The organism is Allorhizobium ampelinum S4, assembly GCF_000016285.1.
GTDB lineage: Bacteria > Pseudomonadota > Alphaproteobacteria > Rhizobiales > Rhizobiaceae > Allorhizobium > Allorhizobium ampelinum.
The window spans coordinates 2,338,487-2,363,234 of record NC_011989.1 but is presented as its reverse complement, the minus strand read 5'-3'; the positions used below and the strand labels follow the sequence as shown (position 1 = coordinate 2,363,234).

The following is a 24,748-nucleotide window of genomic DNA, read 5'->3' as shown; positions in this document are numbered from 1 at the left end:
AGGTTTTTGGTTTAAAGCGTCGCGCGGATTCAGGGTTCGACACGGTACCATAAGGTCCTGATTTAGCCTCTTTATGCTTTCGCTTCTCTACCAACAGGATACACTTTTCGCGGGAAATGTATGTATATTCAATGGATTTGTCGAATCACGCTTGGCTGCGTCCAGCAGGTGATGAAGATTTCCCAACAGCGCTTCCTTACTGTCGTAGTACGACGCATAAAGGTTTGAGACGTTCTTATTTTCAGCAATTTTTCTGAAAATGTGTCCGTCTGACTGAAGATCAAGTGAGTGGCCGAAGGTGAAAAAGTTGTCTTGTTGCCTTTCTATTTTTTCATATGCGTAATTTAAATAGAAACTCTTTCTTATAGCCATTAACTTTTGCTCCGAGCTTCCCTCGCTGACGAAAAGTGGAAAATTTCCATTTTCCATATGCTCGGTAATTATTTCAATGAGCGTTTTTTCTTTAGCTTTTGGCTTAAATGCATCGCCATTTTTATCGAATATAAACAACGTTCCATGCGGAAACAGCACGTTTATTTCTTTAGGGCATCCATCTCCGGCAAATTTCAGTTCTGCCCCTTCTTTCGTGGAAAATCCATCTGCAAAATTTAGTTTTGGCGTTCCGTCCTTTAGTAAAGACCAATAAATCAAAGCATCGTAGTTGAGAGAAAATATGCAGCCATTTTCCATCAAGAAAGGTTGCATGAAGCTTCTTAGTTTGGCCGCTTGGTCGGCACTTACCAAGTTACTGCTCCCTGGATGAATGTGCCTTACAGCTTCGATAAGAGCTGTCTTTAATACGGAAATATGGTCGATAATTTTTTCTGAAAAAGCGTGTTCTTCGAAATTCCTAGCAATCTCGCTAGCACTATAGAGAGCTCCGACAACTGTTTCGAAGTCCTTGGTTTTAAGAGCGTTAAAAATAGAGGCGACTTTAGGGTTGTTATTTATAAAATCTGCTACATCGAATAATTGACTATAACCAAATTTTTCATCAAACGCGATGCTGAGGCCATTGCCAACCAAAAGGTTTTTCTGACCTTTTGCATCGGAAAGTGCATCTTCAAAGGTCTCAAATGATGTCATGTAAACTACCCCAGAGAAGTTGATTTCTCTATCTAGGGTTTAGACATTAAAAATTTCCCTCAAAGCTAAGCCCGCTCCACAAACCCATCCAGCACCCGCTTTTGCCCCGCCCGATCAAAATCGATCGTCAGCTTGTTTCCCTCAACGACAGACACATTGCCGTTGCCGAATTTGATATGAAAAACCCGGTCGCCGACGGAGAACTTTGACGGTTCATTGCTGGTGGATTTGGCGACCAACTGGCCGTCGATGGTTTGGCCGCGGGGGCCGCTTTCGCCGTAGCCGATGCGTTCCACCGCGTGGCCGGAGCGGCTGCCCCAGTTTTCGCGGGTGGCGTCGGTTTTGTTGGCCTGGGCGCGCTTCCAGCCGGGGGTGGAGTAGGAATTGGTGAACGGTTCCTGCTTGTCGAAGCGGGACTGGCCGTAGCCGCCGCGTCCATAGCCGCCGTAGCTGGTTTCCACTTCGGCCACTTCCACATGGGCGGGCGGTAGTTCATCCAGGAAGCGCGACGGCATGGTTGATTGCCACAGGCCATGGATGCGCCGGTTGGAAACGAACCACAGGTGGCAGCGGCGCTTGGCCCGCGTCAGGCCGACATAGGCCAGCCGCCGTTCTTCCTCCAGCGCGGCGCGTCCGCCTTCGTCCAGTGCGCGCTGATGCGGAAATAGGCCTTCTTCCCAGCCGGGCAGGAACACGGTCTCAAATTCCAGCCCCTTGGCGGAATGCAGCGTCATGATCGATACGGCGTCGAGATTTTCGTTGGTCTCGGCATCCATCACCAGCGAGACATGCTCCATGAAGCTGCGCATGCTCTCGAAGGCTTCCATCGAGCGGATCAGTTCCTTCAGGTTTTCCAGCCGCCCTGGTGCTTCCGCCGATTTGTCGTTTTGCCACATGGCGGTATAGCCGCTCTCGTCGAGGATCTGTTCGGCAAGCTCGGTATGCGGCGTGTTTTCCAGCAGATCCTGCCAGCGGCGGAAATCCGTCACCACGTCAAACAGCGCCTTGCGCGCCTTCGGCTTCAGCTCATCGGTCTCGATGATGTCGGAGGCCGCTGCCAGCATCGGAATATCTCGTTTGCGGGCATAGTCATGCAGGGTGCGCACCGTAGTGTCGCCCAGACCGCGCTTTGGCGTATTGACGATCCGCTCGAAGGCCAGGTCGTCAGCGGGCTGGCAGACCATGCGGAAATAGGCCATGGCATCGCGGATTTCCAATCGCTCGTAAAAGCGCGGGCCGCCGATAACCCGATAGTTCAGCCCAAGCGTCACGAACCGGTCTTCAAACTCGCGCATCTGGAAGGAGGCGCGCACCAGAATGGCCATGTCGTTGAGCTTATGCTGGTTGCGTTGCAGCTGTTCTATTTCCTCGCCAACCGCGCGGGCTTCCTCCTCGGAATCCCAGGCGGCATGCACCACGACTTTTTCGTCGTTCGGATCGACCCGGTCGGTAAACAGCGTCTTACCCAGACGACCCTCGTTATGGGCAATCAGAAAACCGGCAGCGCCAAGAATATGCTCCGTCGAGCGGTAATTCCGCTCCAGTTTGATGACTTTCGCGCCCGGAAAATCCTTCTCGAAGCGCAGGATATTGTCCACTTCGGCCCCACGCCAGCCATAGATCGACTGATCGTCGTCGCCAACGCAGCAAATATTCACTGTGCCGTTTGTGACCTTGCCGTCAGCGGTTTTTGTGCTTGGCCGCTGCGCCAACAGCCGCAACCACATATATTGCGCCGTGTTGGTGTCCTGATATTCATCCACCAGAATATAGCGAAAGCGCTGGTGATAGTCCTTCAGCACATCCGGATTGGCGCGGAACATCCGGATCGGGTGCAGGAGAAGATCGCCGAAATCGCAGGCATTCAGGCTTTTCAGCCGAGCCTGGTAGGCGGCGTAAAGCTCGCGGCCCTTGCCATTGCCAAAGGCACGGGCGTCGCCCTCGGGGATCTGCGCGGGGTCGAGGCCCTTGTTTTTCCAGCCGTCGATCATTCCGGCAAACATCTTGGCGGGCCAGCGTTTGTCGTCCAACCCTTCGGCCTGGATGATCTGCTTGATCAGCCGCACCACGTCATCGGTATCGAGAATAGTGAAATCTGAGGTCAGGCCGACCAGTTCGGCATGGCGGCGCAAGAGCTTGACGCCGATGGAGTGGAATGTGCCAAGCCAGGGCATGCCTTCGACTGCACCGCCAACCAGAACGCCGACGCGCTCTTTCATCTCGCGGGCCGCCTTGTTGGTGAAGGTGACGGAGAGGATTTGGCTGGGGAAAGCGCGGCCGGTGGCCAGAATATGGGCGATACGGGTGGTCAACACTCGCGTCTTACCGGTGCCGGCACCCGCCAGCACCAGAACCGGACCATCCAGGGTTTCGACTGCTTCACGCTGTTCCGGGTTGAGGCCTGCGAGGTAATCTGGATTGCGGTTCTGGTCGCGCGCGGCCATGGCACGCGCCGCGATGCCCAATCCGCCCCCAGCTTTGGTGCTTGCCGCAGGGCTGCTCTCCTGTTGGGGCGCAGGCGCATCCGTGGCTTTCGCTCCTTTTGCGGAGGTCCGGGGTGCAGGCTCTTCGTCAAAGAAGGGAATATCGTCAAAACCGTTGCTCATGCCCTTCAATGTAGTGATTCTACCTCGAAAGGCCAGTGAAAACGTTCTTGTTTCATTCCAATCCCGGCAGCGGGACGGTGAATTGAGAAAAAAACAGGCGGAAAGAGGGGAAGGGAAACCTGATTGCAAATGGAAGGAAAATCACGCCAACTTTACGCTTATGGGCCTGAAAATCACAGCCGCGTGATGCCACTCGCTGGCCGGAATTTTGTCACGAAAGCTTCATGGAAGCGACTTAGGCCAATGCCAGTGTCGCTCGAAAAGCCGCTGGGGCTTTGAGAGATTGCTCGACGAACACGGGGATTATTCCGATGACTTTCATGAAAAAGATCGCCACGGGTGCGGCGCTTGCCGCCTTTTCGGTCGCCTTTACCGGTGCGGCTTTTGCTGCCGACATTTCCGGTGCCGGTTCCAGCTTCATCTACCCTGTGTTTTCCAAATGGGGTGAAGCCTACAAAGCCAAGACCGGCATCAGCCTGAATTACCAGTCCATCGGTTCGGGCGGCGGCATCAAGCAGGTTGAAGCCAAGACCGTGACCTTCGGCGCTACCGACAAGCCGCTGAGCGACGAAGAACTCACCAAGAACGGCCTGACCCAGTTTCCGATGGTGATGGGCGGCATCGTGCCAATGTACAATATCGAAGGCGTGAAGCCGGGCGAACTGGTGCTGGATGGCAAGGCGCTCGAAGGCATCTATATGGGCACGATCACCAAGTGGAACGACCCAGTGATTGCCGCTCTCAACAAGAGCGTCAAGCTGCCCGACCAAGCCATTGTCGTCGTACACCGCGCCGATGGTTCCGGCACCACCTTCAATTTCACCGATTACCTCAGCAAGGTTTCCGCTGATTGGAAGAGCAAGATCGGCTCCGACACCGCTGTTGAGTGGCCGGTCGGCATCGGCGCCAAGGGCTCTGAAGGTGTTGCCAACACGGTCAAGCAGACCGCTGGCGCCATCGGCTATAATGAATATGCCTATGTGATCCAGAATAAGCTCGGCTATGCCAAGATGAAGAATGACGCGGGCAAGGTGGTCGAGCCTTCGCTGGACAGCTTTGCCGCTGCCGCTGCCAATGCCGATTGGGCCGGTGCCAAGAATTTCAACGTCGTCATCACCAATCAGCCCGGCGAAAAGAGCTGGCCGATTGCTGCGTCCACCTGGGTGCTGATCCATAAGGACCCTGCCGACAAGGACGCGACCGAAGCCGCCCTGAAGTTCTTCGCCTGGGCCTACAAGGATGGCACCGGCGAAGCCAAGGCGCTGGAATATGTGGCTATTCCGAAGCCGGTGGTGAAGCTGATCGAAAACTCCTGGGACAGCATCCAGAAGGACGGCAAGCCGGTCTTCAAGGCGATGTAATTGCCACTCGTCTTTCTTCTACAACAACAGCGGACGGTCATCGCCCGCTGTTTGCATATTTGAACCACTCCGCTGCCTTGTCCCTTCGGAAAGCCCTGCATGACTGTCATCCATCAACCGACCATGAGCGAGGAAGAGGCAAGAACCGCTGCCGCCAAGCGGGTGCGCTTTGCCGATGCATTGTTCATCCGCGCCACCTGGCTTTGCGCCATGCTGGTTATGGTCGCATTGCTCGGGGTGTTTCTGTCACTGCTGATCGAATCCCTGCCGACCTGGCGGGAATTCGGCATATCCTTTCTGTGGAACGAACGTTGGAGCCCGGCCAAGGACATTTACGGGGCAGCCGCTCCGATTTACGGCACGTTGATTACCTCGGTCATCGGGCTTGTTATTGGCGTTCCCGTCAGTTTCGGCATCGCCATCTTTCTCACCGAAATGTGCCCGCCGCTGCTGCAACGGCCCATCGGCACGGCCATCGAGCTTCTGGCGGGTATTCCCAGCATTATTTACGGGCTCTGGGGCTTCTTCGTGCTGGCGCCGGTCATGCAATCCGTGGTGCAGCCCGCTTTGATCGCCACATTCGGAAATGTGCCTGTTCTCGGCCTGCTGTTTAGCGGCGCACCCTATGGCATCGGTCTTCTGACGGCGGGGATCGTGCTGGCGATCATGGTCATTCCATTCATCACCTCCGTCACCCGCGACGTGTTCGGCACCGTGCCGGTGCTACTCAGGGAATCCGCCTACGGCATGGGCATGACCACCTGGGAAGTCGTCTTCCACATCATCATTCCCTATACCCGGCGCGGCCTGATCGGCGGCGTCATGCTGGGCCTTGGCCGGGCGCTGGGCGAAACCATGGCAGTCACCTTCGTGATCGGCAATTCGCACCGGATTGCCACCTCGCTGCTCTCGCCCGCCACGACGATTTCGGCTTCGATTGCCAATGAGTTTTCCGAGGCGACGTCGGATCTCTATACGTCCAGTCTGGTGGCGCTTGGTCTCATCCTGTTCTTCATCACCTTTGCAGTGCTGGCGCTTGCCAAGTGGCTCATCGGGCGCAGTGAAAGTTTTTGAGGCCAGCCGATGTCGATTGTTTCTCGCCGCTATCTCGTCAACCGTATCGCCCTTGGCCTGTCGCTGGCCTCGGCCATTCTTGGTCTCGCCGTTCTGGCGGCAATCCTGTGGACGCTGTTCAGCAATGGTCTGCAAGCGATCACGCTTGACCTCTTCACCAAAATGACGCCTCCGCCCGGTTCGGATGGCGGTCTTGCGAATGCCATCTACGGCTCCTTCATGATGACACTGCTGGCAACCGTGGTGGCAACGCCAATCGGTATCCTGGCCGGTACCTATCTTGCGGAATACGGGCGCGGCACAAAGCTTGGCACGGTGGCGATTTTCGTCAACGATATCCTGCTGGCCGCACCATCCATCGTCATTGGCCTGTTTGTCTATACGCTGCTGGTCGTGCCGTTCCGGCATTTCTCCGGCTATGCCGGGGCTGCCTCGCTGGCGTTGATTGCCATTCCGGTCATCAACCGCACCACCCAAGACATGCTGGCGCTGGTGCCGGATGCGATGCGTGAGGCGGCGGCGGCGCTTGGCGCGCCGCGCTGGAAAATCATGACCTCGGTGATCTGGCGCAGCGCCCGCTCCGGCATGTTGACCGGCGTGCTGCTGGCTGTCGCCCGGATCAGCGGCGAGACCGCGCCTTTGCTGTTTACCGCGCTCAACAATCAATACTGGACCGCCGATCTCAGTCAGCCGATTGCCAATCTGCCGGTGGTGATCTTCCAGTTTGCCATGAGCCCCTATGAGGATTGGCAGCGGTTAGCCTGGGGCGGGGCATTGCTGATCACGGTGACGATCCTGGTTTTGAATATCGTCGCACGAAGCCTGTCGGCGGGGTTATTGTTCGGAAAGAAGGAAAGATAGATGCAAATGTCTGACACGGGTACAAGGTCGCCCCTGATGCGCGCACCTCTGCAAGCCTTCAATCCGTCCGATATCGGCCGCCCTATCAAGGTCGAGGCCAAGCAGCTGTCGTTTTATTACCAAAACGGCTATCAGGCGATCAAAAATGTCGATCTCGGCCTGCGTGATCGCACGGTCACCGCCTTTATCGGCCCGTCCGGCTGTGGAAAATCGACCCTGCTGCGGATTTTCAACCGGATGTACGATCTTTATCCGGGGCAGAAGGTGAAGGGCGAGGTTTTGCTCGACGGACGCGATATTCTCAACCCATCCGAAGACCTGAACCGGCTGCGCGCCAAGATTGGCATGGTTTTCCAAAAGCCGACGCCGTTTCCGATGTCGATCTATGAGAATATCGCCTTCGGCATCCGCCTTTATGAAAGGCTGTCCAAGCCGGATATGGATAATCGCGTTGAAGCAGCACTTCAGGAAGCCGCTCTCTGGGGCGAGGTGAAGGACAAGCTGCATCAAAGCGGCCTTGGTCTTTCCGGTGGCCAGCAGCAGCGCCTGTGCATTGCCCGCGCCATTGCCGTCAAGCCGTCCGTGCTGCTGCTGGACGAGCCAGCCTCGGCGCTCGATCCGATTTCAACCAGCAAGCTGGAAGAACTGATCGAAACCCTGCGGTCCACCTATTGCATCGCCATCGTCACCCACAATCTGCATCAGGCGGCGCGCATCTCCCAATATACCGCCTTCATGTATCTGGGCGAACTGGTGGAATTCGACCGCACCGAGGTGATTTTCAGCGCCCCTGGTGACCAGCGTACCAGCGACTATGTCACCGGACGGTTCGGCTGATCGTTCTTTTAACCCTGACATGATATCGGCATTTCCTGCCGCAATGACTGGACAAGCCTGTCTGCTCTGGCCATACCTGCAACCAATTAACAAAATGGTTCGAGATGCAGGGAGACGGGCATGAGCAGGAAGGATGTTGTGGCGGGAATTCGCAACGAGGAAGGGATCTCAACCGTTCTGGATCTGCTCAAGCAGTCCTTCGGCGAGCGGTTCCAGACCGGCCAGTCCTTCCGGGAACAACATGCGCACACCACCACCTATCTGCCGGCGCAATTGCCCGATGGGGTGGTTTTCGTCGAAAGCGCCGAGGACGTGAAGACCGTTGTGCGGACCTGCGCCCAGCATAAGGTGCCGATGGTGCCGTTCGGAGTTGGCTCTTCGCTCGAGGGGCAGGTCAATGCGGCGCATGGCGGTATTTCCATCGATTTCACCCGGATGGACAAGGTTCTCGAGGTCAATGCCGAGGATCTCGACTGCACCGTTCAGCCCGGCGTGACGCGCGAGGCGCTGAACACCTATCTGCGCGATACCGGTCTATTCTTCCCCATCGATCCCGGTGCCAATGCTTCCATCGGCGGCATGGCCTCGACCCGTGCTTCCGGCACCAATGCGGTGCGCTATGGTACGATGAAGGACAATGTCATGGCGCTGACGGTGGTGACCGCCAATGGCGAAGAAATCCGCACCGCCCACCGCGCCCGCAAATCCTCGGCGGGCTATGATCTGACCCGGCTGTTTGTCGGTGCTGAAGGCACGCTGGGCGTGATCACCTCGATCACCCTCAAACTTCAGGGCATCCCGGAAAAGATCGGTGGCGGTGTCTGCGCCTTTGCCGATGTCAAATCGGCCTGCGATGCTGTCATCATGACCATCCAGATGGGCATTCCCGTGGCGCGGATCGAGCTGCTCGACGCCATGCAGGTCCGAGCCTGCAATGCCTATTCCAACCTCAGCCTGCCAGAAAGGCCGACGCTGTTTCTGGAGTTTCACGGCACGGAGCAGACGGTGGCCTTGCAGGCGCAGCAATTTGCCGCCATTGCCGAGGAATATGGCGCCGAAGACCTGCGCTTCACCTCCGATCCGCAGGAGCGCGCCCAACTGTGGAAGGCACGTCACAACGCCTATTGGGCAGGCCGGGCGCTTGCCCCGGAACTGGCGGGCTTGTCCACCGATGTCTGCGTGCCGATCTCCAAACTGGCGGAATGCGTGGCAGAAACCCAGGCCGATATTGCTGAGACCGGGCTATTGGCGCCGATTGTCGGCCATGTCGGCGATGGCAATTTCCATCTGCTGATCCTGTTTGACGACAAGGACGCCGAAAATGTCGATAAGGTGGAGGCGTTCATGGCGCGGCTGAACGAGCGGGCGCTGGCCATGGACGGCACCTGCACTGGCGAACATGGGGTCGGCCAGGGCAAGATGTCCTATCTGGAAGCAGAGCTTGGCGGTGCATTAGATGTGATGCGTCAGGTAAAGCGTGGACTGGACCCCGACAATCTGTTTAATCCGGGCAAGATCTTCCGGCTTTGATCCGCAGGCTTAAAGCCGTTACGATAATGAGTAAGCCGTTATGATAACGGGCATGAAACAACATAGGGAGTCGCAGTGCTAGGCAGACTGTTCATCGCGTTTGGCGGATTGGTCGTGGTGGCGCTGTTTGCCGCGCTTCTGGCGCCGCTTTTCGTCAACTGGACGGATTTCCGCAAGGATTTCGAGGATCAGGCCAGCCGTCTTCTTGGTAAAAAGGTGGTGGTCCACGGCGCTGTCGAGGCGCGTATCCTGCCGTTTCCGTCGATCACGATGAATGACGTCACGGTCGGGCCTGGTACTGACGGCAAGACGCTGGCGCATGTGGCGCGGTTTTCCATGGATGCTGAGCTTGCGCCGTTTCTGTCCGGCGAAGCGCGGATTTTCGCCATGCGGATCGAGCAGCCGAATGTGCGGCTGAGATTGTTGCCGGACGGTTCGCTGGATTGGTTGCAGGGCAGCCAGCCAAGCCTGCCGGGCCGCAATGTCGTGCTGGAAAAGGTGACGGTCGTCGATGGTGCCGTGACCCTGGTCGATCAGCAGACAGGCCGCACCCGCCAGATCAACGGTCTCAATGCCGATATGACGGCCCGCTCGCTGGCTGGTCCCTGGACGGTGTTGGGGCAGGGGGCGCTGGATGGCCAGTCCGGCAATTTCTCGCTGTCCAGCCTTCAGCCGGATCCGGCCAAGGGGGCCGTGCCGGTGAAAATCCATATCGCTCCGGATGCGACGCCCGTCGATATCGACCTGTCCGGCGATCTCGCGCTTGTCGACAAGCGTCCGACATTGCAGGGTAGCTTCCTGGCGGCCCTGCGCGCCAATGCTGAGGACGGTCAGGTCAGCGCACCAATGGGCAATCCGGTGCTGCCGCCGCGCATCAAGGGCAAGTTCGAACTGGCCAATGATCGGGTGCGGATTCCGGAATACCGGATGGAAATCGGCGCCAGCGACCAGCCCTATATCATCACCGGCGAGGCGACGCTGGATAGCGGCAAGGCGCCGGAATTCCTGCTGACAGCCGAGGGCCAGCAGATTGACGTCGATAAGCTGACGCCCAGCCTGCCCAAGGGCAAGACCGGTCGGCAGATGCAGAATTCCGCCCGCCAGCGCATCCAGTCGCTGATAGCGCTCGCAGACCGGATCCCCATTCCCGACATGCCGGGCCGTGCCAGCTTGAAATTGCCAGCGATTGTCGCTGGCGATACCGTGATCCGGGATATTACCCTGGATCTGCGGCCAGCCGGAACCGGCTGGCAGGTGGACAAGGCGGTTGCCACCCTGCCGGGCCGCACCCAGGCGGAAGCCGCGGGACGGCTACAACTGAAAGATCAGGCCTCCTTTAACGGTTCGCTGCTGGTTGCCTCTAGCCAACCGTCCGGGCTGGCTTCCTGGCTATCGGGCGATGTCGATCCGGCCATCCGGCAATTGCGCACGGCGGGCTTTTCCGCCAATGTCAACCTGACCTCCGACCTGCAACGGTTCGACAAGCTGGAATTGGCCATCGGGCCTGCCAGCCTGCATGGGCGTCTCGAGCGGCAATCTGCCGATGGCGTCATGCCCAGCCTGTCCTTTGATCTCTCGGGCAATGCCTTCGACTTTGATGCAACGAAGGCACTGGCGTCGCTGGTGTCCGGCGATGCCAGCGATGATGCGCTGCTGAGCCACCAGATCGCCGGGAACATCAAGGTCGATGCCTTTTCGGCATTCGGCATCACGGCTCGTGATGTGGACGGGCTGTTTACCTACAAGGATGGCGGGTTTTCAGTGCGCAAGCTGGATATCGGCAATCTTGCCGGGGCCAGTATCAAGGCGACGGGCGAAGCCACCGGCTCGCTTGCCGATTATAGTGGCAAGGCGCAGGTCATGCTGCATGCCGGCGACATCAGCGGATTCCTGGCCATGCTGCATCAGCAATTGCCACAGCACCCGCTGCTGGCCCGGCTGGCTTCCAGCGGGCAATGGTATTCCGATGCCGACGTCGTGGTAAACACCCGTTTCGGGGATGCTCAATATGGCGGCTTGCAGGTCGATCTACAGGGCAAGGCCAATGGCACGACGGTCGATGCCGCCTATCGGCAGGACAGCCTGTTCGATGTGTTCGACGATTCTGAAAAGAGCTTTTCGCTGACCGCTGCCAATGAAGAACCTTCGGCGCTGTTGGGTCAGCTTGGCTTCGATCCGCTGCCGGTGCCGATGGATGGCGGTGCGAAACTGAGCCTGCAATTGAAACAGCAGGGCACCGCGCCAGCGGATGGCCAGATGTCGCTGACATCTGGGGCGACCCGGCTTGGGGTAAGCGGCACGGTCAATCTTGGTGCGGACCTGTTCTTGCAGGGCAAGGGCAAGATGGAACTGGCCAGCGACGATATTGCCCCATTGCTGATCATGAATGCAGTCAGTCTCCCCGGCATCGACACCGGTCTGCCGATCACCCTGACCGGCGACATCGAGCGGCAGGGCGACAACAAAACGCAATTGCACGATATCAAAGGCGCGGTTGCGGGCGACGGTTTGTCCGGCACGCTGGTGCTGGAGCCGACCGCTTCCGCAGTTAAAATCGGCGGTGCTGTTGCGCTGGATACCATTGATCTCGAGTGGCTGGCATCGACTGTGATCGGCCCGGTCCAGGACCCCGCATCCGATGCATTGTCGGCGGTAAAGGTGCAGACGCCCGTTTGGGGCGACATGCAGATGGACATCGCCCTCAAAGCTGGCACACTCGGTCTTGGCCCGCTGCCCGCTGCCCGTGATGTTGCAGCGCGCCTGACGCTGGTGGATGGCGGCATGGCGCTGGAGGATATGTCAGGCACTCTGTTCGGCGGCGCTCTGTCCGGGCGCATGTCGCTCGCCAATAATCAGGGTACGGCTTTTCTGCGCAGCAGAGTGTCCCTTGCCAATGCGGACTTGGGCAAGATCTGGCCTGACAGCGGCCTGTCTGGCCAAGCCAGGCTACAAGTGATGGCGGAAGGCAGTGGTAGCAGCGCCCAAGGCCTGCTGGGATCGGTCAACGGTTCCGGCCAGGTCGATCTCTCCGCCTTGGCTATCCCGGAACTGGACCTGTCCAGCTTTCCGGCGCTCTCGGTGGCTTTTGGTGCCGCAACCAGTGAGGTGACGGCGGGGCAGGTCTCCGCAGCCCTCACACCGCTTTTGGCCCGCGCGCCAGCCCGACTGGGCGACGTGACCATGCCGTTTACGCTGAGTGACGGTAAAGCCCGGATGCAGGCCGTTAAAGTGCCAGCCAAGGATGCGGCTATCGAGGCGCAGGCCGTGGTGACGGTTGCCTCTGGTGACGTCGATGCCAATGTCCAGATCGCCTTCGATCCGGCTACGGCGGTCTCTGCGCCTGGGGAGGCTATCGCAGCCCAGACGGGTTCTGGGCAGGCAACGACAGGAGATGCCGCGCCGACCGTCCACCTGCTGTTGAGCGGCCGTCTTGCTGCGCCCAAGCGGCAGCTGGATGTTCGTGAAATGGCAAGCTACCTGTCGCTCCAGGCTTTCGAGCGTGAGCGCCGACGGGTGGAAACATTGCAAGCGGCTGTGTTGGAAAAGCAAAGGCTGCGGCGAGAAGTCGCCTATTATACGGCATTGGCCACGGAGCGTGCGGCGGCGCAGGCCAAGGCTGCTGCGGCGGCTGATGCCGCAGCACGGGCTGCGGAGGCGGCGGCGAGAGCGGCGGATCGCGGTGCGGGTAACACTGCGCCATCAACACCACGCGATGGGTCGAATAATGGTTTTAAACTGGAGTTGGAGGATTTGCCCGGCGTGCAATGACGGGAGTGCAATAACGGTCGGTGGCTTACTGCTTGATCAACTTGGCGCCTGGCGAAAAGACAAAAAAGTACCGCTATGCCATCATGGCAGAGCGGTGCTGCGTCTCGATAGAGATCGATCAGAAAATTTCAGAGAAAGGCTTCGCGCTGGCCAAACGGAGGCATGGCGCCGCCACCCATATTGCCGCCACCGAAATTCGGGAACTTGCCTTCAAAGCCTTCGAAACCCTCGGGTGCGGAACCTTCGGCGGACGACGATGTCTCGGAAGAGGTGCTGGCAGACGCTGTGGTGGTGGTGCTGGTCGATGCTGTCGCGTCGGTGGTGGTCTGCTCTTCGCTTGGCTTCTGCATGCGGCCCATAGGCGGCATCATCGGCATGGACATCTGGGAAGAAACTGCGCTTGTCATATTTGAAATCCTTTTCAAATGAAGTTGGCGCTGTTGGAGGGGGCGTATCGGGTGGAGAAATTATGCATCATTCCCGGGCGTCCTGCAGCTTTCAGCGCAGCCCGACCATAATAGTCGTTTCCTAATGAAACGTTATTCAACATAACCTTTGCCCGGAGATGTCGGTCGGATTAACATAACTTTACTTCATGCGCCCCTGAAACGGATCTGCTTGGCTAAGCAGGCAGTAAACTGGAATACGACAGGCCTCTTGGTGGGCATATAAAATGCCCAAATTGTCGTGTTGGCGAATCGATTGCCGAATCACTGGCCCATTTACGGGCAAGCGCATTTCAATGCGAATCGGAACCCGATTGTTTGAGCCATTCCAGCACATAGAGCCGCAGCGCTGAGGAGAGATTGCAATCAGCCGGGCGTTTGCTGTCAATATCGGCAATCAATGCAGCAATCGCAACATTGCGGTTTTCTGCAATCGCCCGAATTTCCTGCCAGAAGGCATCTTCCAGAGAAAAGCTGGTGCGATGGCCATGCAGGGAAATAGAATGCTTGCGGATCAGCGGCATAGACTGCGCCATTCAGGGGACATAAAAAGGCAAGCAACTGGTTTGGCACGTCCGCATCCTGGCTTGGGCAATGTTGGCTTGGACAGTGCTGGCAGGAGCAATAGAAACAAACGTCGCTTTCAGCCCTGTTCGTCGGGCACGGGACTGGTCGGTGTCGGTTCCAGCTTTGAATTGTCGAGAGCAGCGCGGGCCTTGTCGTTCAGTGCGCTGGTCAGGTTTTTCTCAGCCTTGCTTCGCCCGAAACTCACGCGGTTCTGATCCGCGATCTTTTCCTTTTCGGTGCGCGCTTTGGCTTTCCTGACCTGACGCAGATTAACGACTTCGCCCGACATGCGCTGCTTTCCTTGGCTGCCCCGCCTTACTGCTTCTTTCGAAACGCGTCCAGGGAGACGACAGAGCCTTCCTTCTTTTCGCCTTCCGGCTTGTCGGCAGCGCCATCCTCGGATTTTTCCGATTCGGCGGCCAGCGGATAGGCGGTGATTTCGGCAGAGTTTTCGTCTTCTTCCACCTGCGGCACATCGAATTCCAGCTCGAAATTCACCGAAGGATCGTAGAAGCCGCGAATGGCGTTGAAAGGAATGACCAGTTTTTCCGGCGTGTCGGAGAAGGATAGGCCCACTTCGAACAGGCTATCGGTGACCTTCAGGTCCCAGAACTGGTGCTGGATGACGATGGTCATCTGCTCAGCATATTTGGCCTTGAGGTGCTGGGAGATGCGCACACCCGGAGCGCCCGTCAGGAAGGTGATGAAAAAATGATGTTCGCCCGGCAGCCGGCCCGTTGCGGCGACTTCGGTCAGCACCTTGCGGATAACGCCGCGCAGTGCGTCCTGAGCCAGAATATCGTAACGGATGTGGTCCTGCCCCATATGGTCCTGTCTTTCTTCTGCGTCCGGTCATGTGCATCACGGATGATGCGCGTGTCTGTTGTTTATAAGCCATGCAAGGCGTTGGCGCAAAGCCCGATTCCGCTTCTATCTATATCACTATAAATCAAACTCAAGGGCGAGGGTAGGGCCACGAGAGGACACAGCGGTGGCTGGATGCGCAAGGAGCCATCAGATGGCAAGCCATCCAGCATACAGGCACGGCATCTGGTTGTGGCCAAACAAAGAAATATTGAAGGGCAAGGGATATGAAAGGAAGGGAAAGTGGAGGTTTCTGTTGCCAGGTACCTCCGAACCCCGCCTTACGGTGCTACCCGTAAGGACTTAGTTTGGGTTTCTGGCACCGCGATTAAGCAGCGACAGCGTAACCCTGAGCGTTGTTGTCATTTGCAACTACACTTGTGACCCGATGACGGTGGTATCATGCCGAGCAAAAGTTCGATCTTTACGCCCTTGTCGATCCTATTTCGCCCCCATCAAAAGCCGGTCACAAAGACCGACCGGTTTTTGGTGGAGGCGCCGGGTACCGCCCCCGGGTCCAATAGGTTTATTTCACCGACCGTTTATTGCCATAGCCGATGCAAGCACCGGCAAGGTGGATATAGGTGTTTTCCGCACGGATGAAAAGACCGGCATCACCTGAATTTAACGGGTTCGTGACAAATGCGGATAATACCCTTGGAAATGCTGGGATATGACGGTGTTTGATGCTGTTTCGACTTCCGTTGGCACGGGTTTCGGAGGTAAAGCTTGTTTCAAATGACAAACGGCAGGCACCGACCATGAAGCAATATCTCGATCTCCTGCAACATGTGATGGAAAACGGCTCCGACCGTGGCGATCGCACCGGCACCGGCACGCGCTCGGTGTTTGGTTATCAGATGCGGTTTGACCTCGCGCAGGGCTTTCCGGTCCTGACCACCAAGAAGCTGCATCTGCGCTCGATCATCCATGAACTCCTGTGGTTTTTGAAGGGCGATACCAATATTGCCTATCTGAAGGAAAATGGCGTTTCCATCTGGGACGAGTGGGCCGATGAAAACGGTGATCTCGGACCGGTCTATGGTGCCCAGTGGCGCTCCTGGCCAAAGCCCGGCGGTGGCCATATCGACCAGATCGCCAATCTCGTCGAGAGCATCAAGACCAACCCCAATTCCCGTCGCCATATCGTCTCGGCCTGGAATCCGGCCGAGGTGGACGAGATGGCGCTGCCACCCTGCCATTGCCTGTTCCAGTTCTATGTGGCCGATGGCAAGCTCTCGTGCCAACTCTACCAGCGCTCCGCCGATATTTTCCTTGGCGTCCCCTTCAATATCGCCTCCTATGCGCTGCTGACCATGATGGTGGCGCAGGTGACGGGGCTGAAAGCTGGCGATTTCATTCATACGCTGGGGGATGCGCATCTCTACGCCAATCACTTCGAGCAGGCCCGGCTGCAATTGACCCGGCAGCCGAAACCCCTGCCGGTGATGCGGATCAATCCAGACGTGAAGGATGTTTTCGGCTTTGCCTTCGAGGACTTCAGCCTGGAAAATTATAGTGCCGATCCCGTCATCAAGGCGCCGATTGCCGTGTGATACACAGTCTCTGACATGCTCACGCATCCTCGCCTTGAAGGCATTGCAAATATCTCAAATGCTTGCACCGCTTGAGATGTTTGCAAAGGGAATACCAAAGCCATTTTCACCGGCATTTGGTACGATACAATTTTTCGGTGGTGGTCACGACAACGTTATGAAGAATTTCAGTGACAGAATGCCGCAGCTGTGGTTTCGGTCTCACATCGTTTCTTCCTAAAAAGGTTTAGGTTTCATGATCTTCACTCGACTGAGCCCTTGGGCTCCGACCGTCCTCAGCATCCTGCGTATTATTGCGGGCCTGCTGTTTCTTGAACATGGCATGAGCAAGCTTCTGGGCTTCCCACCGTCGGATATGAACCCGGCTGTGATGTCACTGCCCTGGATTGCCGGCTGCATCGAACTGGTTGGCGGCGCACTGATCACCATCGGCCTGTTTACCCGCCCAGCCGCCTTCATCGCTTCGGGCATGTGTGCCTTTGCCTATTTCCTCGTGCATGCTCAGATGGGCTTCTACCCAATGAACAATCACGGCGAGCCAGCTATCCTGTTCTGCTTCGTGTTTTTCTACATCGTCTTTGCCGGTCCCGGCCCGCTTAGCGTCGATGCGGCGATGCGTAAGGAATAGTTTGCCTGCAAGGGATGTATTTCGGGCCGCCGTCCTGTTGACGGCGGCCTTTTTCATGGACGTTTACGGTGGCTTGTGACACCACTCCGCTCGGTAAATGAAGAGAGCAGATCATGCCGAAAATCTCCATTGTCGTTGCCGTCTCAAACAACGGCGTGATCGGTCGCAATGGCGACATGCCCTGGAAGCTGAGCACCGATCTCAAGCGGTTCAAGGCGCTGACGCTTGGCAAGCCACTGGTAATGGGCCGCAAGACTTTTGAGAGTTTCGGGTCCCGGCCGCTTCCCGGCCGCCCGCATGTGATTGTCAGCCGCCACGCCGATATCGCCATGCCCTCGGTAGAAACCGTGCGTAGCCTTGAGGCGGGGCTTGAGCGGGCAGGGCAGATTGCCGAAGATTTGGGGGGCGAGGAGATCTGCGTGATCGGCGGCGGTGAAATCTACCGGCAGGCATTGCCGCTGGCTGATGTCCTGCATGTCACCCATGTGGAAACGCAGATTGCCGATGGCGATACAGTTTTTCCGGCAATCGATCCGTCACAGTTTGAAAAACTGCATGAAGAGGCTGTGCCGGCGGGCGAACGCGACAGTTTCGCCACGCGCTACGCGATCTATCGGCGAAAAGCGGCTTTATAACCGTTTATTTCCATAGAAATCGAAGAAGTTAGGGCCTTTTCGTTGAAAGGCGTCGCCGCGATCCCTATAACGGGATTAATCCGGGTGGATGCCTTTTTGACGGCGCCGTTGCGGGCCTTTGCACAACAGTTATGGACTGAAATAGTCTTTATCGTGGATTGTGCAGGAGACTAGAGGTTTTGCAGCGTCGTGCCGGGTTTACGAGCTCCATGGCGCTGTTGGGAGCATTCTCAGAAAAAGAGGTTTTGATGCCTTGGAGTAATCAGAACGGCGGCGGCCCCTGGGGCGGCGGCGGTGGTAATAACAACAATGGAGGACCGTGGGGGCAGGGACCGAATCGGCCTCGCGGCAATGGCGGTGGCGGCGGTGGCAAGCAGCCGCCGGATCTGGAAGACATTATCAAGCGCGGGCAGGATCAGTTCAAGAACCTGGTTCCCGGTGGTCTGGGCGGAGGCATGGGCCTGATCGTCGTGCTGGCTGTGGCCGGTCTCTGGTTGACCCAGGCGGTCTATACCGTGCAGCCGGATGAGCGCGGTGTGGAAATGCGCTTCGGCAAGCCGAAGGACGAAATTTCCGCACCCGGTCTGCATTTCCATCTCTGGCCGTTTGAAACGGTGGAGAAGGTCAAGGTGACCGAGCAGCAACAGAATATCGGTGCGAAGGTGGCATCCAATTCCACGGCTGGCCTGATGCTGACCGGCGACCAGAATATCGTCAACGTGCAGTTTTCCGTGTTGTACACGGTCAGCGATCCGAAGGCCTATCTGTTCAATCTCGAAAGCCCGCCGCAGACCTTGCAGCAGGTGGCGGAGAGCGCCATGCGCGAAGTCGTCGGACGTCGCCCGGCCCAGGAAATTTTCCGTGATGCCCGTCAGTCTATCTCTGTCGACGTGCGCAACATCATCCAGGGCACGATGGACAACTACGGTTCCGGCATTTCCATCAATTCGGTGGCTATCGAGGATGCGGCGCCGCCGCGCGAAGTCGCTGATGCATTCGATGAAGTGCAGCGTGCCGAGCAGGACGAAGACCGGTTCGTCGAGGAAGCCAACCAATATTCCAACCAGAAGCTTGGTCAGGCCCGTGGCCAGTCCGCGCAGATGCGGGAAGAGGCTGCTGCCTACAAGGATCGCGTCGTGAAGGAAGCCGAGGGTGAGGCACAGCGCTTCATCTCGATCTACGACCAGTATACCAAGGCGCCGGACGTGACACGCACGCGGCTTTACATTGAAACCATGGAGCAGGTCCTGAAGAAATCCAACAAGGTGATCGTCGATGAGCAGGGCCAGGGTGTCGTTCCCTATCTGCCGTTGAACGAAATCGGCCGCATGGGCAGCCAGCCAGCACAGGGAGGCAAGTAAGATGACCAATCGTCTTCCTGCCGTGCTGATCGGCTTAGCCATCGTTCTTCTGCTGGTCTATTCGTCGGTTTTCGTCATCAACCAGCGCCAGCAGGCCGTTGTCGTGCGCTTCGGCCAGATCAAGGCGGTCTATAGCGAGCCTGGCCTTTACTTCAAAATGCCCTTCGCCTTTGCCGGCGCAGACAAGGTGCAGATCATTTCCGATCAGTCCCTGCGGTTTGATCTCGACAATATCCGTGTCCAGGTTTCCGGCGGCAAGTTCTATGAGGTCGATGCCTTCCTGATCTACAAGATCACCGATGCCCGCCGCTTTATCGGGATCGTTTCGGGTGGTGATCGTGACCTGGCGGAAGCGCGGCTTCGCACCCGTCTCAATGCATCCTTGCGTCGGGTCTACGGTCTGCGCGGCTTCGAGGCTGCCCTGTCGGATGCCCGTTCGCAGATGATGCAGGAGGTTGCCGACGATCTGAAATCGGATGCGGAAAACCTTGGTATTACCATTGAGGACGTGCGCATTCGCCGCACCGACTTGACCCAGGAGATTTCGCAACAGACCTATGCCCGGATGCGCTCCGAGCGTCTGGCCGAAGCCGAACTGATCCGGGCGCGTGGTAACGAAGAGGGCCAGCGTCGCCGGGCCATCGCCGACCGTCAGGTTGTCGAGTTGCAGGCCGATGCGCAGCGCGATTCGGAAATCCTGCGCGGTCAGGGTGATGCGGAACGCAACCGCGTGTTTGCGGATGCCTATCAGCGCGATCCGTCCTTCTTCGAGTTCTACCGTTCGATGGCAGCCTATGAGGCATCGCTGGGTACCAATGGCACGTCTATGGTGCTGTCGCCGAATTCGGAATTCTTCAAGTTTTTCCGTTCGCAGGCTGGCACTGGGGCGGCAGCGCCCGCAGCACCTGCTGCCAACTGATAGACACATCTTTAAAGTCAAAGGGGCCGGGTCATTCCGGCCCCTTTTTCTATGGGTATGCCATTTGCAAATATTTCAACCGCCTGATGCATTTGAGATTGCCGAAATCCTTCGAAACGACGATGCCTGCGCATTTTGGGGGACGGGTATAAACGGCACTCCGCGCCATGACGCCGCCCTATACTCAAGATAGCGTGAACAAACCCGGCAAGGCGGTTTCGGTTTGTAGCCATGCGTCCTATGATCGGTCGGATGCGAGTAGGAATGAAACTCACGATGGGGAAGCTTATGATCAAGTGTTGCGGACCGGCCACCCGCCTTCTGACCTCTCTTGTTGTCGGGGGCATGGTCAGCTTTGGGCCTGCGGCCACGAGCACGGCTGCCTTCGGCCAGGTCAAGACCGCAGCCCCGGTTCCCCCGCCGCCGCCAGCCTCTGGCGCGTCCGCAACGCCTGGACCCGCGCAGGGTGGCCCCGCGCCCGTCGCTGATCTCGCCGAGGGACTTCTCGGTGCGGTGGTCAACATCGCGACGTCGCAGAATGTCGATGATGACGATGCAGCGCCGCTGCCACAGGTGCCGAAAGGGTCGCCCTTTGAGGATCTGTTTGAAGATTTCTACAAGAATCGCGAGGGCAAAGGCAGCAACCATAAGGTCAATTCGCTCGGCTCCGGCTTTGTTATCGATCCCGCTGGTTACATCGTCACCAACAACCATGTCATCGAGAATGCCGATGATATCGAAGTGATTTTCTCCGACGGTTCGAAATTGCAGGCCAAGTTGATTGGCACCGACACCAAGACCGATCTTTCGCTGTTGAAGGTTGAACCAACGGAACCGCTGACGGCGGTAAAATTCGGCGATTCGAAGGTGATGCGGATCGGCGATTGGGTGATGGCGATCGGCAATCCCTTCGGGCTTGGCGGTTCGGTGACGCTCGGCATCGTTTCGGCCCGGGGCCGAAATATCAATGCCGGACCTTATGACAATTTCATTCAGACCGATGCGGCGATCAACAAAGGCAATTCCGGTGGCCCGTTGTTCAACATGCGAGGCGAGGTGATTGGTATCAATACCGCGATCATTTCGCCGAGTGGCGGCTCCATTGGTATTGGCTTTGCCGTGCCGTCGGAACTGGCCGAAAATGTCATCAAGCAGCTCCGCGACTTTGGCGAGACGCGGCGCGGCTGGCTGGGCGTGCGCATTCAGCCGGTGCCGGATGATCTGGCCAAGTCGGCAGGAATCAAATTGGGCCGGGGTGCGCTGGTCAGCAGCATTATTGAAGACGGTCCGGTGGCCAAGGGGCCGCTTAAAACCGGAGACGTGATTATTTCCTTCGGCGGCAAGGATATTGCCGAAAGCCGCGATCTGGTTCGCACGGTGGCCGAAAGCCCGATCAATCAGGATATCGATGTCGTGGTGTTTCGTGACGGCAAGCGGGAAACACTGAAAGTGAAGCTGGCGCAATTGCCTGACGACAAGGCGACGGAAGCCAAGGACAGCGAACAGGCCGATCCAAAAGCCAGCGACAGCGAGGACACGGATGAAGCGGCCAGCGGCATGGTGCTTGGCATGAGTGTCGAGGCGCTTGATGATGAGAAGCGGGCCGCCAATTCGATTGCCAAGAGCGTCGAGGGCTTGCTGATAACAGATGTGCAGCAGGGCTCCGCCGCTGACCAGAAGGGCTTGAAAACCGGTGAAGTGATCGTGGAAGTGGCGCAGGAATTCGTCGCCACGCCAGAAGCCTTGGCGGAGAAAATCGACAAGCTGAAATCAGATGGTCGTCGTGCCATTCACCTGATGGTGGCAACCCCGCAGGGCGATCTGCGTTTCGTGGCCGTGCCGCTGGAATAGGGTATTTTTGAGAGTCGATTCAGCGGTTTATGGCAGCGGGTTCAGAGCTTGAATCCGCTACTTCAAGTGATGTGTTGGGACGCCCAAAGCTGTTTTGTCATCCGGTAAAGCACATGTGGTTTCAGGTGCGGATGGGTGTCGGGGACACGCGGGTGGTCGAAATCGCCGTTCAGGTCACGGATCATGCCGAGCCGCTGCATGACGGCGGTGGAGCGGTGATTGGTGGCGACCGCAAAAGAGACGATTTCGTTCAAGCCTTTGGCCTCGAAACCGTAACCGAGAAGACCGCGTGCCGCTTCCGTGGCATAGCCATGGCCCCAGAACCTTGTGGCGAGCCGCCAGCCGATTTCTATCGTGCCTTCCGCCAGGATGTCCGGCATCATCGCGTCCGACAATCCGCAAAAGCCGATGGGCTCTTCGGTTTCCTTCAGTTCGACCGCATAGAAGCACAGGCCGGTCTCATCGATCAGCCTGTTGACGCGGTCCATCATCAGGTCCGCTTCTTCATAGGTGCGGCGAAAAGGGAAGAACTGCATGACCTTCGGGTCGGCATTGATTTCCCGAAACAGATTGCGGTCGCTATCCTTCCATCGGCGCAATATCAGCCGGTCGGTTTCGAGAATAATCATCGGCTCAACTCATGGAGTCATGAAATCGGTCTTGCGGTAGCCCTGAAGATAAAGCAATGCCGTCAAATCACCATGGTCAATGCGAATTTTCGCCTGAGCCGCGACTGTGGGCTTGGCATGCAGCGCTACGCCCGAGCCGGCGACACCGAGCATGCCGAGATCATTGGCGCCGTCGCCGACAGCAATCGCATCCTCCGGCGACAGGCCGAGACGGGTGACAATGTCCTGCAACGCATCCACCTTAGCTTGCTTGCCGAGGATTGGTTCAGCCACTTTGCCGGTCAGCAGGCCGTCTTGTTCCAGCAGGATATTGGCGCGGTTTTCGTCAAAGCCCAGGGTCGCGGCGATTTTCGAGGTGAAGACGGTAAATCCGCCGGAGACCAGCGCGGTATAATAGCCCTTGGCCTTCATGGTGGCGATCAGTTCCAGCCCGCCGGGGGTGAGCGTGATCCGCTTGGCGATCACTTCGTCCACGACGGTGATGGGCAGGCCTTTCAGGAGAGCAACACGCTCGCGCAGCGCCGGTTCGAAGGCGATTTCGCCATTCATGGCGCGGGCGGTGATCTGCGAGACCTGGTCTTTCAAACCGACTTCGGCGGCCAGTTCATCAATGCATTCCTGGCCGATCATGGTCGAATCCATATCGGCGATCAGGAAGGCCTTGCGGCGCGTATCGGCCTGTTGGATGGCGAGATCAATGGGTTGACCTTCTATCACCTTGCGTAAAGTCTGTTCCGTAACGTCAAGATCGCTGCCATCTTTCAGCGCAATGTCGCAGGCAATCCCATCCGCCAGCCAATAGAGGCCGGAGGCAGAAACCGCGGCTGCGGCTTGCTCGGCAAGGGCCGGGGTCAGAACAGGATTTGACGGATTGGCAATAAGCGTGGCAACGAAAGCCATGATGAACAACCTTGATGACAATTTTGATGCCATCCTGATAACCGGACCGACCGCCAGCGGCAAGTCCGCGTTGGCGCTGAGGCTTGCGGCTGAGGTGGGTGGCGTGGTGATCAATGCCGACAGCATGCAGGTCTATGACACGCTGCGTGTGGTGACTGCACGCCCGAGCGAAGAGGATATGCAGGCCGTGCCGCATCACCTCTATGGCCATGTGGTGGCGGGTGCTGCCTATTCGACCGGCGACTGGCTGCGCGACGTTGCTGTGTTGTTGCAAGATCTACAGGCGCAAAACCGGTTGCCGGTGATCGTTGGCGGCACGGGGCTGTATTTCAAGGCGCTGACCGGCGGCTTGTCCGACATGCCCGCCATACCCGAAGCGGTGCGCGTGATGCTGCGCCAGCGTGAAAGAGTTGAAGGGGCGGAAAGCCTGCATCGCGACCTGACTCTACGTGACCCCACCGTTGCGGCAAGGCTCGACCCCCGCGACGGCCAGCGGATCATCCGGGCGCTGGAGGTGCTTGAGGTCACCGGCCAGTCGATTTCCGTCTTTCAAACCCGCTCCGGGCCAATGATCATTGATCCGCAACGGGCCAGAAAACTGGTCGTGCTGCCGGATCGCAAGCTGCTGCACGACCGCATCAACCGGCGTTTTGCAATGATGATGGATGAGGGCGCGGTGGAAGAGGTTGAGGCGCTGCTGGCGCAGAACCTTTCCTTGGACATGCCCGCCATGAAAGCCATCGGCGTCTCCCAGATTGCTGCGATGTTGAAGGGTGAGATCAGCCGGGAGGATGTTATCGAAAAATCCAGTGCAGCTACCCGGCAATATGCCAAGCGCCAGATGACCTGGTTTCGCAACCAGATGAATGAGACTTGGGAGAGGGTCGATCCTGCTGCCAACCGTTCAGGCTGAGGTGATCTGCGGTCACATCCGAATCTTGTTCGGTGTGTTGAACCGTGATTTCATTGTTGCGAAACAATCGATCACGGAGTTCCCATGAACCACTTTCTCGCCAGAACCCTGTCCGCCCTCAACATCCTGTTTGCTCTGCTGATCATCACCATCGCCGCTGCATCCGGCGCCACGCGCGGAATTTATTATACCGGCGAATTGTCCATTCCCGGTGCTGTCATCGGTGGCTTGGGCGGCATTCTGGTTGCGGCCCTGGTCTGCGGCACGATTGCCTTCCTGACGCTGATCGAGCGGCATTTGAGCGTGCTGGCCGATGCCGTGAAGCGGGGTGAAAACATATGAAATAGATGCTGCAA

General features: G+C 57.7%; 22 protein-coding genes and 1 other RNA gene. 14 read left to right on the top strand and 9 right to left on the bottom strand.

The features are described 5' to 3' along the window. Window positions 1-87: 87 nt before the first annotated feature. On the bottom strand, window positions 88-1,086 hold the full coding sequence (locus tag AVI_RS11200; protein WP_015916465.1) for a DUF4917 family protein: 999 nt from the start codon (window positions 1,084-1,086) through the stop codon (window positions 88-90). Window positions 1,087-1,151: 65 nt separating this feature from the next. Continuing rightward, window positions 1,152-3,692 carry an ATP-dependent helicase gene (locus tag AVI_RS11195; protein WP_041696782.1) on the bottom strand — a complete coding sequence of 847 codons (2,541 nt, stop codon included), beginning with the start codon at window positions 3,690-3,692 and terminating at the stop codon, window positions 1,152-1,154. Between the two features lie 311 nt (window positions 3,693-4,003). On the opposite strand from AVI_RS11195, the gene pstS reads away from it, so the two are divergent. The 6 genes from pstS (at window position 4,004) to AVI_RS11160 (ending at window position 13,123) form a co-directional block, all read left to right on the top strand. Further along, entirely contained in the window at window positions 4,004-5,053 is a 1,050-nt protein-coding gene (gene pstS / locus AVI_RS11185) for a phosphate ABC transporter substrate-binding protein PstS (RefSeq protein ID WP_015916463.1), read from the top strand. 99 nt (window positions 5,054-5,152) lie between these two features. After that, window positions 5,153-6,127 (top strand): phosphate ABC transporter permease subunit PstC, encoded by a 975-nt coding sequence (gene pstC, locus AVI_RS11180; protein WP_015916462.1) that lies wholly within the window; start codon window positions 5,153-5,155, stop codon window positions 6,125-6,127. Between the two features lie 9 nt (window positions 6,128-6,136). Beyond that, a complete protein-coding gene (pstA, locus tag AVI_RS11175) occupies window positions 6,137-6,988 on the top strand; it encodes a phosphate ABC transporter permease PstA (RefSeq protein ID WP_015916461.1) in 852 nt (283 codons plus the stop codon). A 36-nt stretch (window positions 6,989-7,024) separates the two neighbouring features. After that, the gene (gene pstB, locus AVI_RS11170) at window positions 7,025-7,825 is read left to right on the top strand and encodes a phosphate ABC transporter ATP-binding protein PstB (protein ID WP_197436452.1); all 801 of its coding nucleotides are present in this window, start codon (window positions 7,025-7,027) and stop codon (window positions 7,823-7,825) included. Window positions 7,826-7,945: 120 nt separating this feature from the next. Continuing rightward, on the top strand, window positions 7,946-9,355 hold the full coding sequence (locus tag AVI_RS11165) for an FAD-binding oxidoreductase (RefSeq protein ID WP_015916459.1): 1,410 nt from the start codon (window positions 7,946-7,948) through the stop codon (window positions 9,353-9,355). Between the two features lie 75 nt (window positions 9,356-9,430). Continuing rightward, window positions 9,431-13,123, top strand: a complete 3,693-nt coding sequence (locus AVI_RS11160; protein ID WP_015916458.1) for an AsmA family protein — start codon at window positions 9,431-9,433, stop codon at window positions 13,121-13,123. 128 nt (window positions 13,124-13,251) lie between these two features. Here the strand turns inward: AVI_RS11160 and AVI_RS11155 are convergent, their stop codons facing one another. The 5 genes from AVI_RS11155 to ssrA all read right to left on the bottom strand — a co-directional run bounded on the left by AVI_RS11155 (window position 13,252) and on the right by ssrA (window position 15,610). Beyond that, window positions 13,252-13,530 carry a hypothetical protein gene (locus tag AVI_RS11155; protein ID WP_015916457.1) on the bottom strand — a complete coding sequence of 93 codons (279 nt, stop codon included), beginning with the start codon at window positions 13,528-13,530 and terminating at the stop codon, window positions 13,252-13,254. Between the two features lie 332 nt (window positions 13,531-13,862). Then, on the bottom strand, window positions 13,863-14,087 hold the full coding sequence (locus AVI_RS11150) for a ribbon-helix-helix domain-containing protein (RefSeq protein WP_041698082.1): 225 nt from the start codon (window positions 14,085-14,087) through the stop codon (window positions 13,863-13,865). A gap of 125 nt (window positions 14,088-14,212) precedes the next feature. Beyond that, entirely contained in the window at window positions 14,213-14,425 is a 213-nt protein-coding gene (locus AVI_RS11145) for a DUF4169 family protein (RefSeq protein WP_015916455.1), read from the bottom strand. 26 nt (window positions 14,426-14,451) lie between these two features. After that, entirely contained in the window at window positions 14,452-14,961 is a 510-nt protein-coding gene (locus AVI_RS11140; RefSeq protein WP_015916454.1) for an SspB family protein, read from the bottom strand. Between the two features lie 281 nt (window positions 14,962-15,242). Continuing rightward, window positions 15,243-15,610: a transfer-messenger RNA gene (gene ssrA, locus AVI_RS29215) on the bottom strand. Between the two features lie 151 nt (window positions 15,611-15,761). Between ssrA and AVI_RS11130 the strand changes: the two genes are divergently transcribed. From AVI_RS11130 to AVI_RS11105, 6 genes are all read left to right on the top strand, one after another. Next, window positions 15,762-16,556 (top strand): thymidylate synthase, encoded by a 795-nt coding sequence (locus AVI_RS11130; protein WP_015916453.1) that lies wholly within the window; start codon window positions 15,762-15,764, stop codon window positions 16,554-16,556. A gap of 235 nt (window positions 16,557-16,791) precedes the next feature. Continuing rightward, the gene (locus AVI_RS11125) at window positions 16,792-17,184 is read left to right on the top strand and encodes a DoxX family protein (protein ID WP_015916452.1); all 393 of its coding nucleotides are present in this window, start codon (window positions 16,792-16,794) and stop codon (window positions 17,182-17,184) included. A 113-nt stretch (window positions 17,185-17,297) separates the two neighbouring features. Beyond that, window positions 17,298-17,819, top strand: coding sequence for a dihydrofolate reductase (locus AVI_RS11120; protein ID WP_015916451.1), 522 nt, complete (start codon window positions 17,298-17,300; stop codon window positions 17,817-17,819). Window positions 17,820-18,067: 248 nt separating this feature from the next. Further along, window positions 18,068-19,180: an FtsH protease activity modulator HflK gene (hflK, locus tag AVI_RS11115; RefSeq protein ID WP_041698081.1), complete on the top strand. Its 1,113-nt coding sequence runs from the start codon at window positions 18,068-18,070 to the stop codon at window positions 19,178-19,180. 1 nt (window position 19,181) lies between these two features. Further along, window positions 19,182-20,099, top strand: coding sequence for a protease modulator HflC (gene hflC, locus AVI_RS11110; RefSeq protein WP_015916449.1), 918 nt, complete (start codon window positions 19,182-19,184; stop codon window positions 20,097-20,099). 345 nt (window positions 20,100-20,444) lie between these two features. Then, window positions 20,445-21,950 carry a Do family serine endopeptidase gene (locus AVI_RS11105; RefSeq protein WP_417883628.1) on the top strand — a complete coding sequence of 502 codons (1,506 nt, stop codon included), beginning with the start codon at window positions 20,445-20,447 and terminating at the stop codon, window positions 21,948-21,950. 62 nt (window positions 21,951-22,012) lie between these two features. Here AVI_RS11105 and AVI_RS11100 read toward each other — a convergent pair whose 3' ends face one another. Beyond that, window positions 22,013-22,579, bottom strand: coding sequence for a GNAT family N-acetyltransferase (locus AVI_RS11100; RefSeq protein ID WP_015916447.1), 567 nt, complete (start codon window positions 22,577-22,579; stop codon window positions 22,013-22,015). A 9-nt stretch (window positions 22,580-22,588) separates the two neighbouring features. Then, window positions 22,589-23,479 carry a phosphoserine phosphatase SerB gene (gene serB, locus AVI_RS11095; protein WP_015916446.1) on the bottom strand — a complete coding sequence of 297 codons (891 nt, stop codon included), beginning with the start codon at window positions 23,477-23,479 and terminating at the stop codon, window positions 22,589-22,591. Between serB and miaA the strand changes: the two genes are divergently transcribed. Continuing rightward, on the top strand, window positions 23,478-24,392 hold the full coding sequence (gene miaA / locus AVI_RS11090; RefSeq protein WP_015916445.1) for a tRNA (adenosine(37)-N6)-dimethylallyltransferase MiaA: 915 nt from the start codon (window positions 23,478-23,480) through the stop codon (window positions 24,390-24,392). The genes serB and miaA overlap by 2 nt on opposite strands. 84 nt (window positions 24,393-24,476) lie before the next feature. Further along, entirely contained in the window at window positions 24,477-24,734 is a 258-nt protein-coding gene (locus AVI_RS11085; protein WP_041696776.1) for a hypothetical protein, read from the top strand. Window positions 24,735-24,748: the final 14 nt, after the last annotated feature.

What these genes read in the sequence shown, in the direction of transcription:
- AVI_RS11195 (WP_041696782.1), bottom strand. Translation starts at nt 3,692, where the DNA reads ATGAGCAACGGTTTTGACGATATTCCCTTCTTTGACGAAGAGCCTGCA.
- AVI_RS11125 (WP_015916452.1), top strand. Translation starts at nt 16,792, where the DNA reads ATGATCTTCACTCGACTGAGCCCTTGGGCTCCGACCGTCCTCAGCATC.
- pstS (WP_015916463.1), top strand. Translation starts at nt 4,004, where the DNA reads ATGACTTTCATGAAAAAGATCGCCACGGGTGCGGCGCTTGCCGCCTTT.
- serB (WP_015916446.1), bottom strand. Translation starts at nt 23,479, where the DNA reads ATGGCTTTCGTTGCCACGCTTATTGCCAATCCGTCAAATCCTGTTCTG.
- hflK (WP_041698081.1), top strand. Translation starts at nt 18,068, where the DNA reads ATGCCTTGGAGTAATCAGAACGGCGGCGGCCCCTGGGGCGGCGGCGGT.
- AVI_RS11140 (WP_015916454.1), bottom strand. Translation starts at nt 14,961, where the DNA reads ATGGGGCAGGACCACATCCGTTACGATATTCTGGCTCAGGACGCACTG.
- AVI_RS11155 (WP_015916457.1), bottom strand. Translation starts at nt 13,530, where the DNA reads ATGACAAGCGCAGTTTCTTCCCAGATGTCCATGCCGATGATGCCGCCT.
- hflC (WP_015916449.1), top strand. Translation starts at nt 19,182, where the DNA reads ATGACCAATCGTCTTCCTGCCGTGCTGATCGGCTTAGCCATCGTTCTT.
- miaA (WP_015916445.1), top strand. Translation starts at nt 23,478, where the DNA reads ATGATGAACAACCTTGATGACAATTTTGATGCCATCCTGATAACCGGA.
- AVI_RS11100 (WP_015916447.1), bottom strand. Translation starts at nt 22,579, where the DNA reads ATGATTATTCTCGAAACCGACCGGCTGATATTGCGCCGATGGAAGGAT.
- AVI_RS11105 (WP_417883628.1), top strand. Translation starts at nt 20,445, where the DNA reads ATGGTCAGCTTTGGGCCTGCGGCCACGAGCACGGCTGCCTTCGGCCAG.
- pstB (WP_197436452.1), top strand. Translation starts at nt 7,025, where the DNA reads ATGCGCGCACCTCTGCAAGCCTTCAATCCGTCCGATATCGGCCGCCCT.
- AVI_RS11085 (WP_041696776.1), top strand. Translation starts at nt 24,477, where the DNA reads ATGAACCACTTTCTCGCCAGAACCCTGTCCGCCCTCAACATCCTGTTT.
- AVI_RS11130 (WP_015916453.1), top strand. Translation starts at nt 15,762, where the DNA reads ATGAAGCAATATCTCGATCTCCTGCAACATGTGATGGAAAACGGCTCC.
- pstA (WP_015916461.1), top strand. Translation starts at nt 6,137, where the DNA reads ATGTCGATTGTTTCTCGCCGCTATCTCGTCAACCGTATCGCCCTTGGC.
- AVI_RS11145 (WP_015916455.1), bottom strand. Translation starts at nt 14,425, where the DNA reads ATGTCGGGCGAAGTCGTTAATCTGCGTCAGGTCAGGAAAGCCAAAGCG.
- AVI_RS11200 (WP_015916465.1), bottom strand. Translation starts at nt 1,086, where the DNA reads ATGACATCATTTGAGACCTTTGAAGATGCACTTTCCGATGCAAAAGGT.
- AVI_RS11165 (WP_015916459.1), top strand. Translation starts at nt 7,946, where the DNA reads ATGAGCAGGAAGGATGTTGTGGCGGGAATTCGCAACGAGGAAGGGATC.
- AVI_RS11120 (WP_015916451.1), top strand. Translation starts at nt 17,298, where the DNA reads ATGCCGAAAATCTCCATTGTCGTTGCCGTCTCAAACAACGGCGTGATC.
- pstC (WP_015916462.1), top strand. Translation starts at nt 5,153, where the DNA reads ATGACTGTCATCCATCAACCGACCATGAGCGAGGAAGAGGCAAGAACC.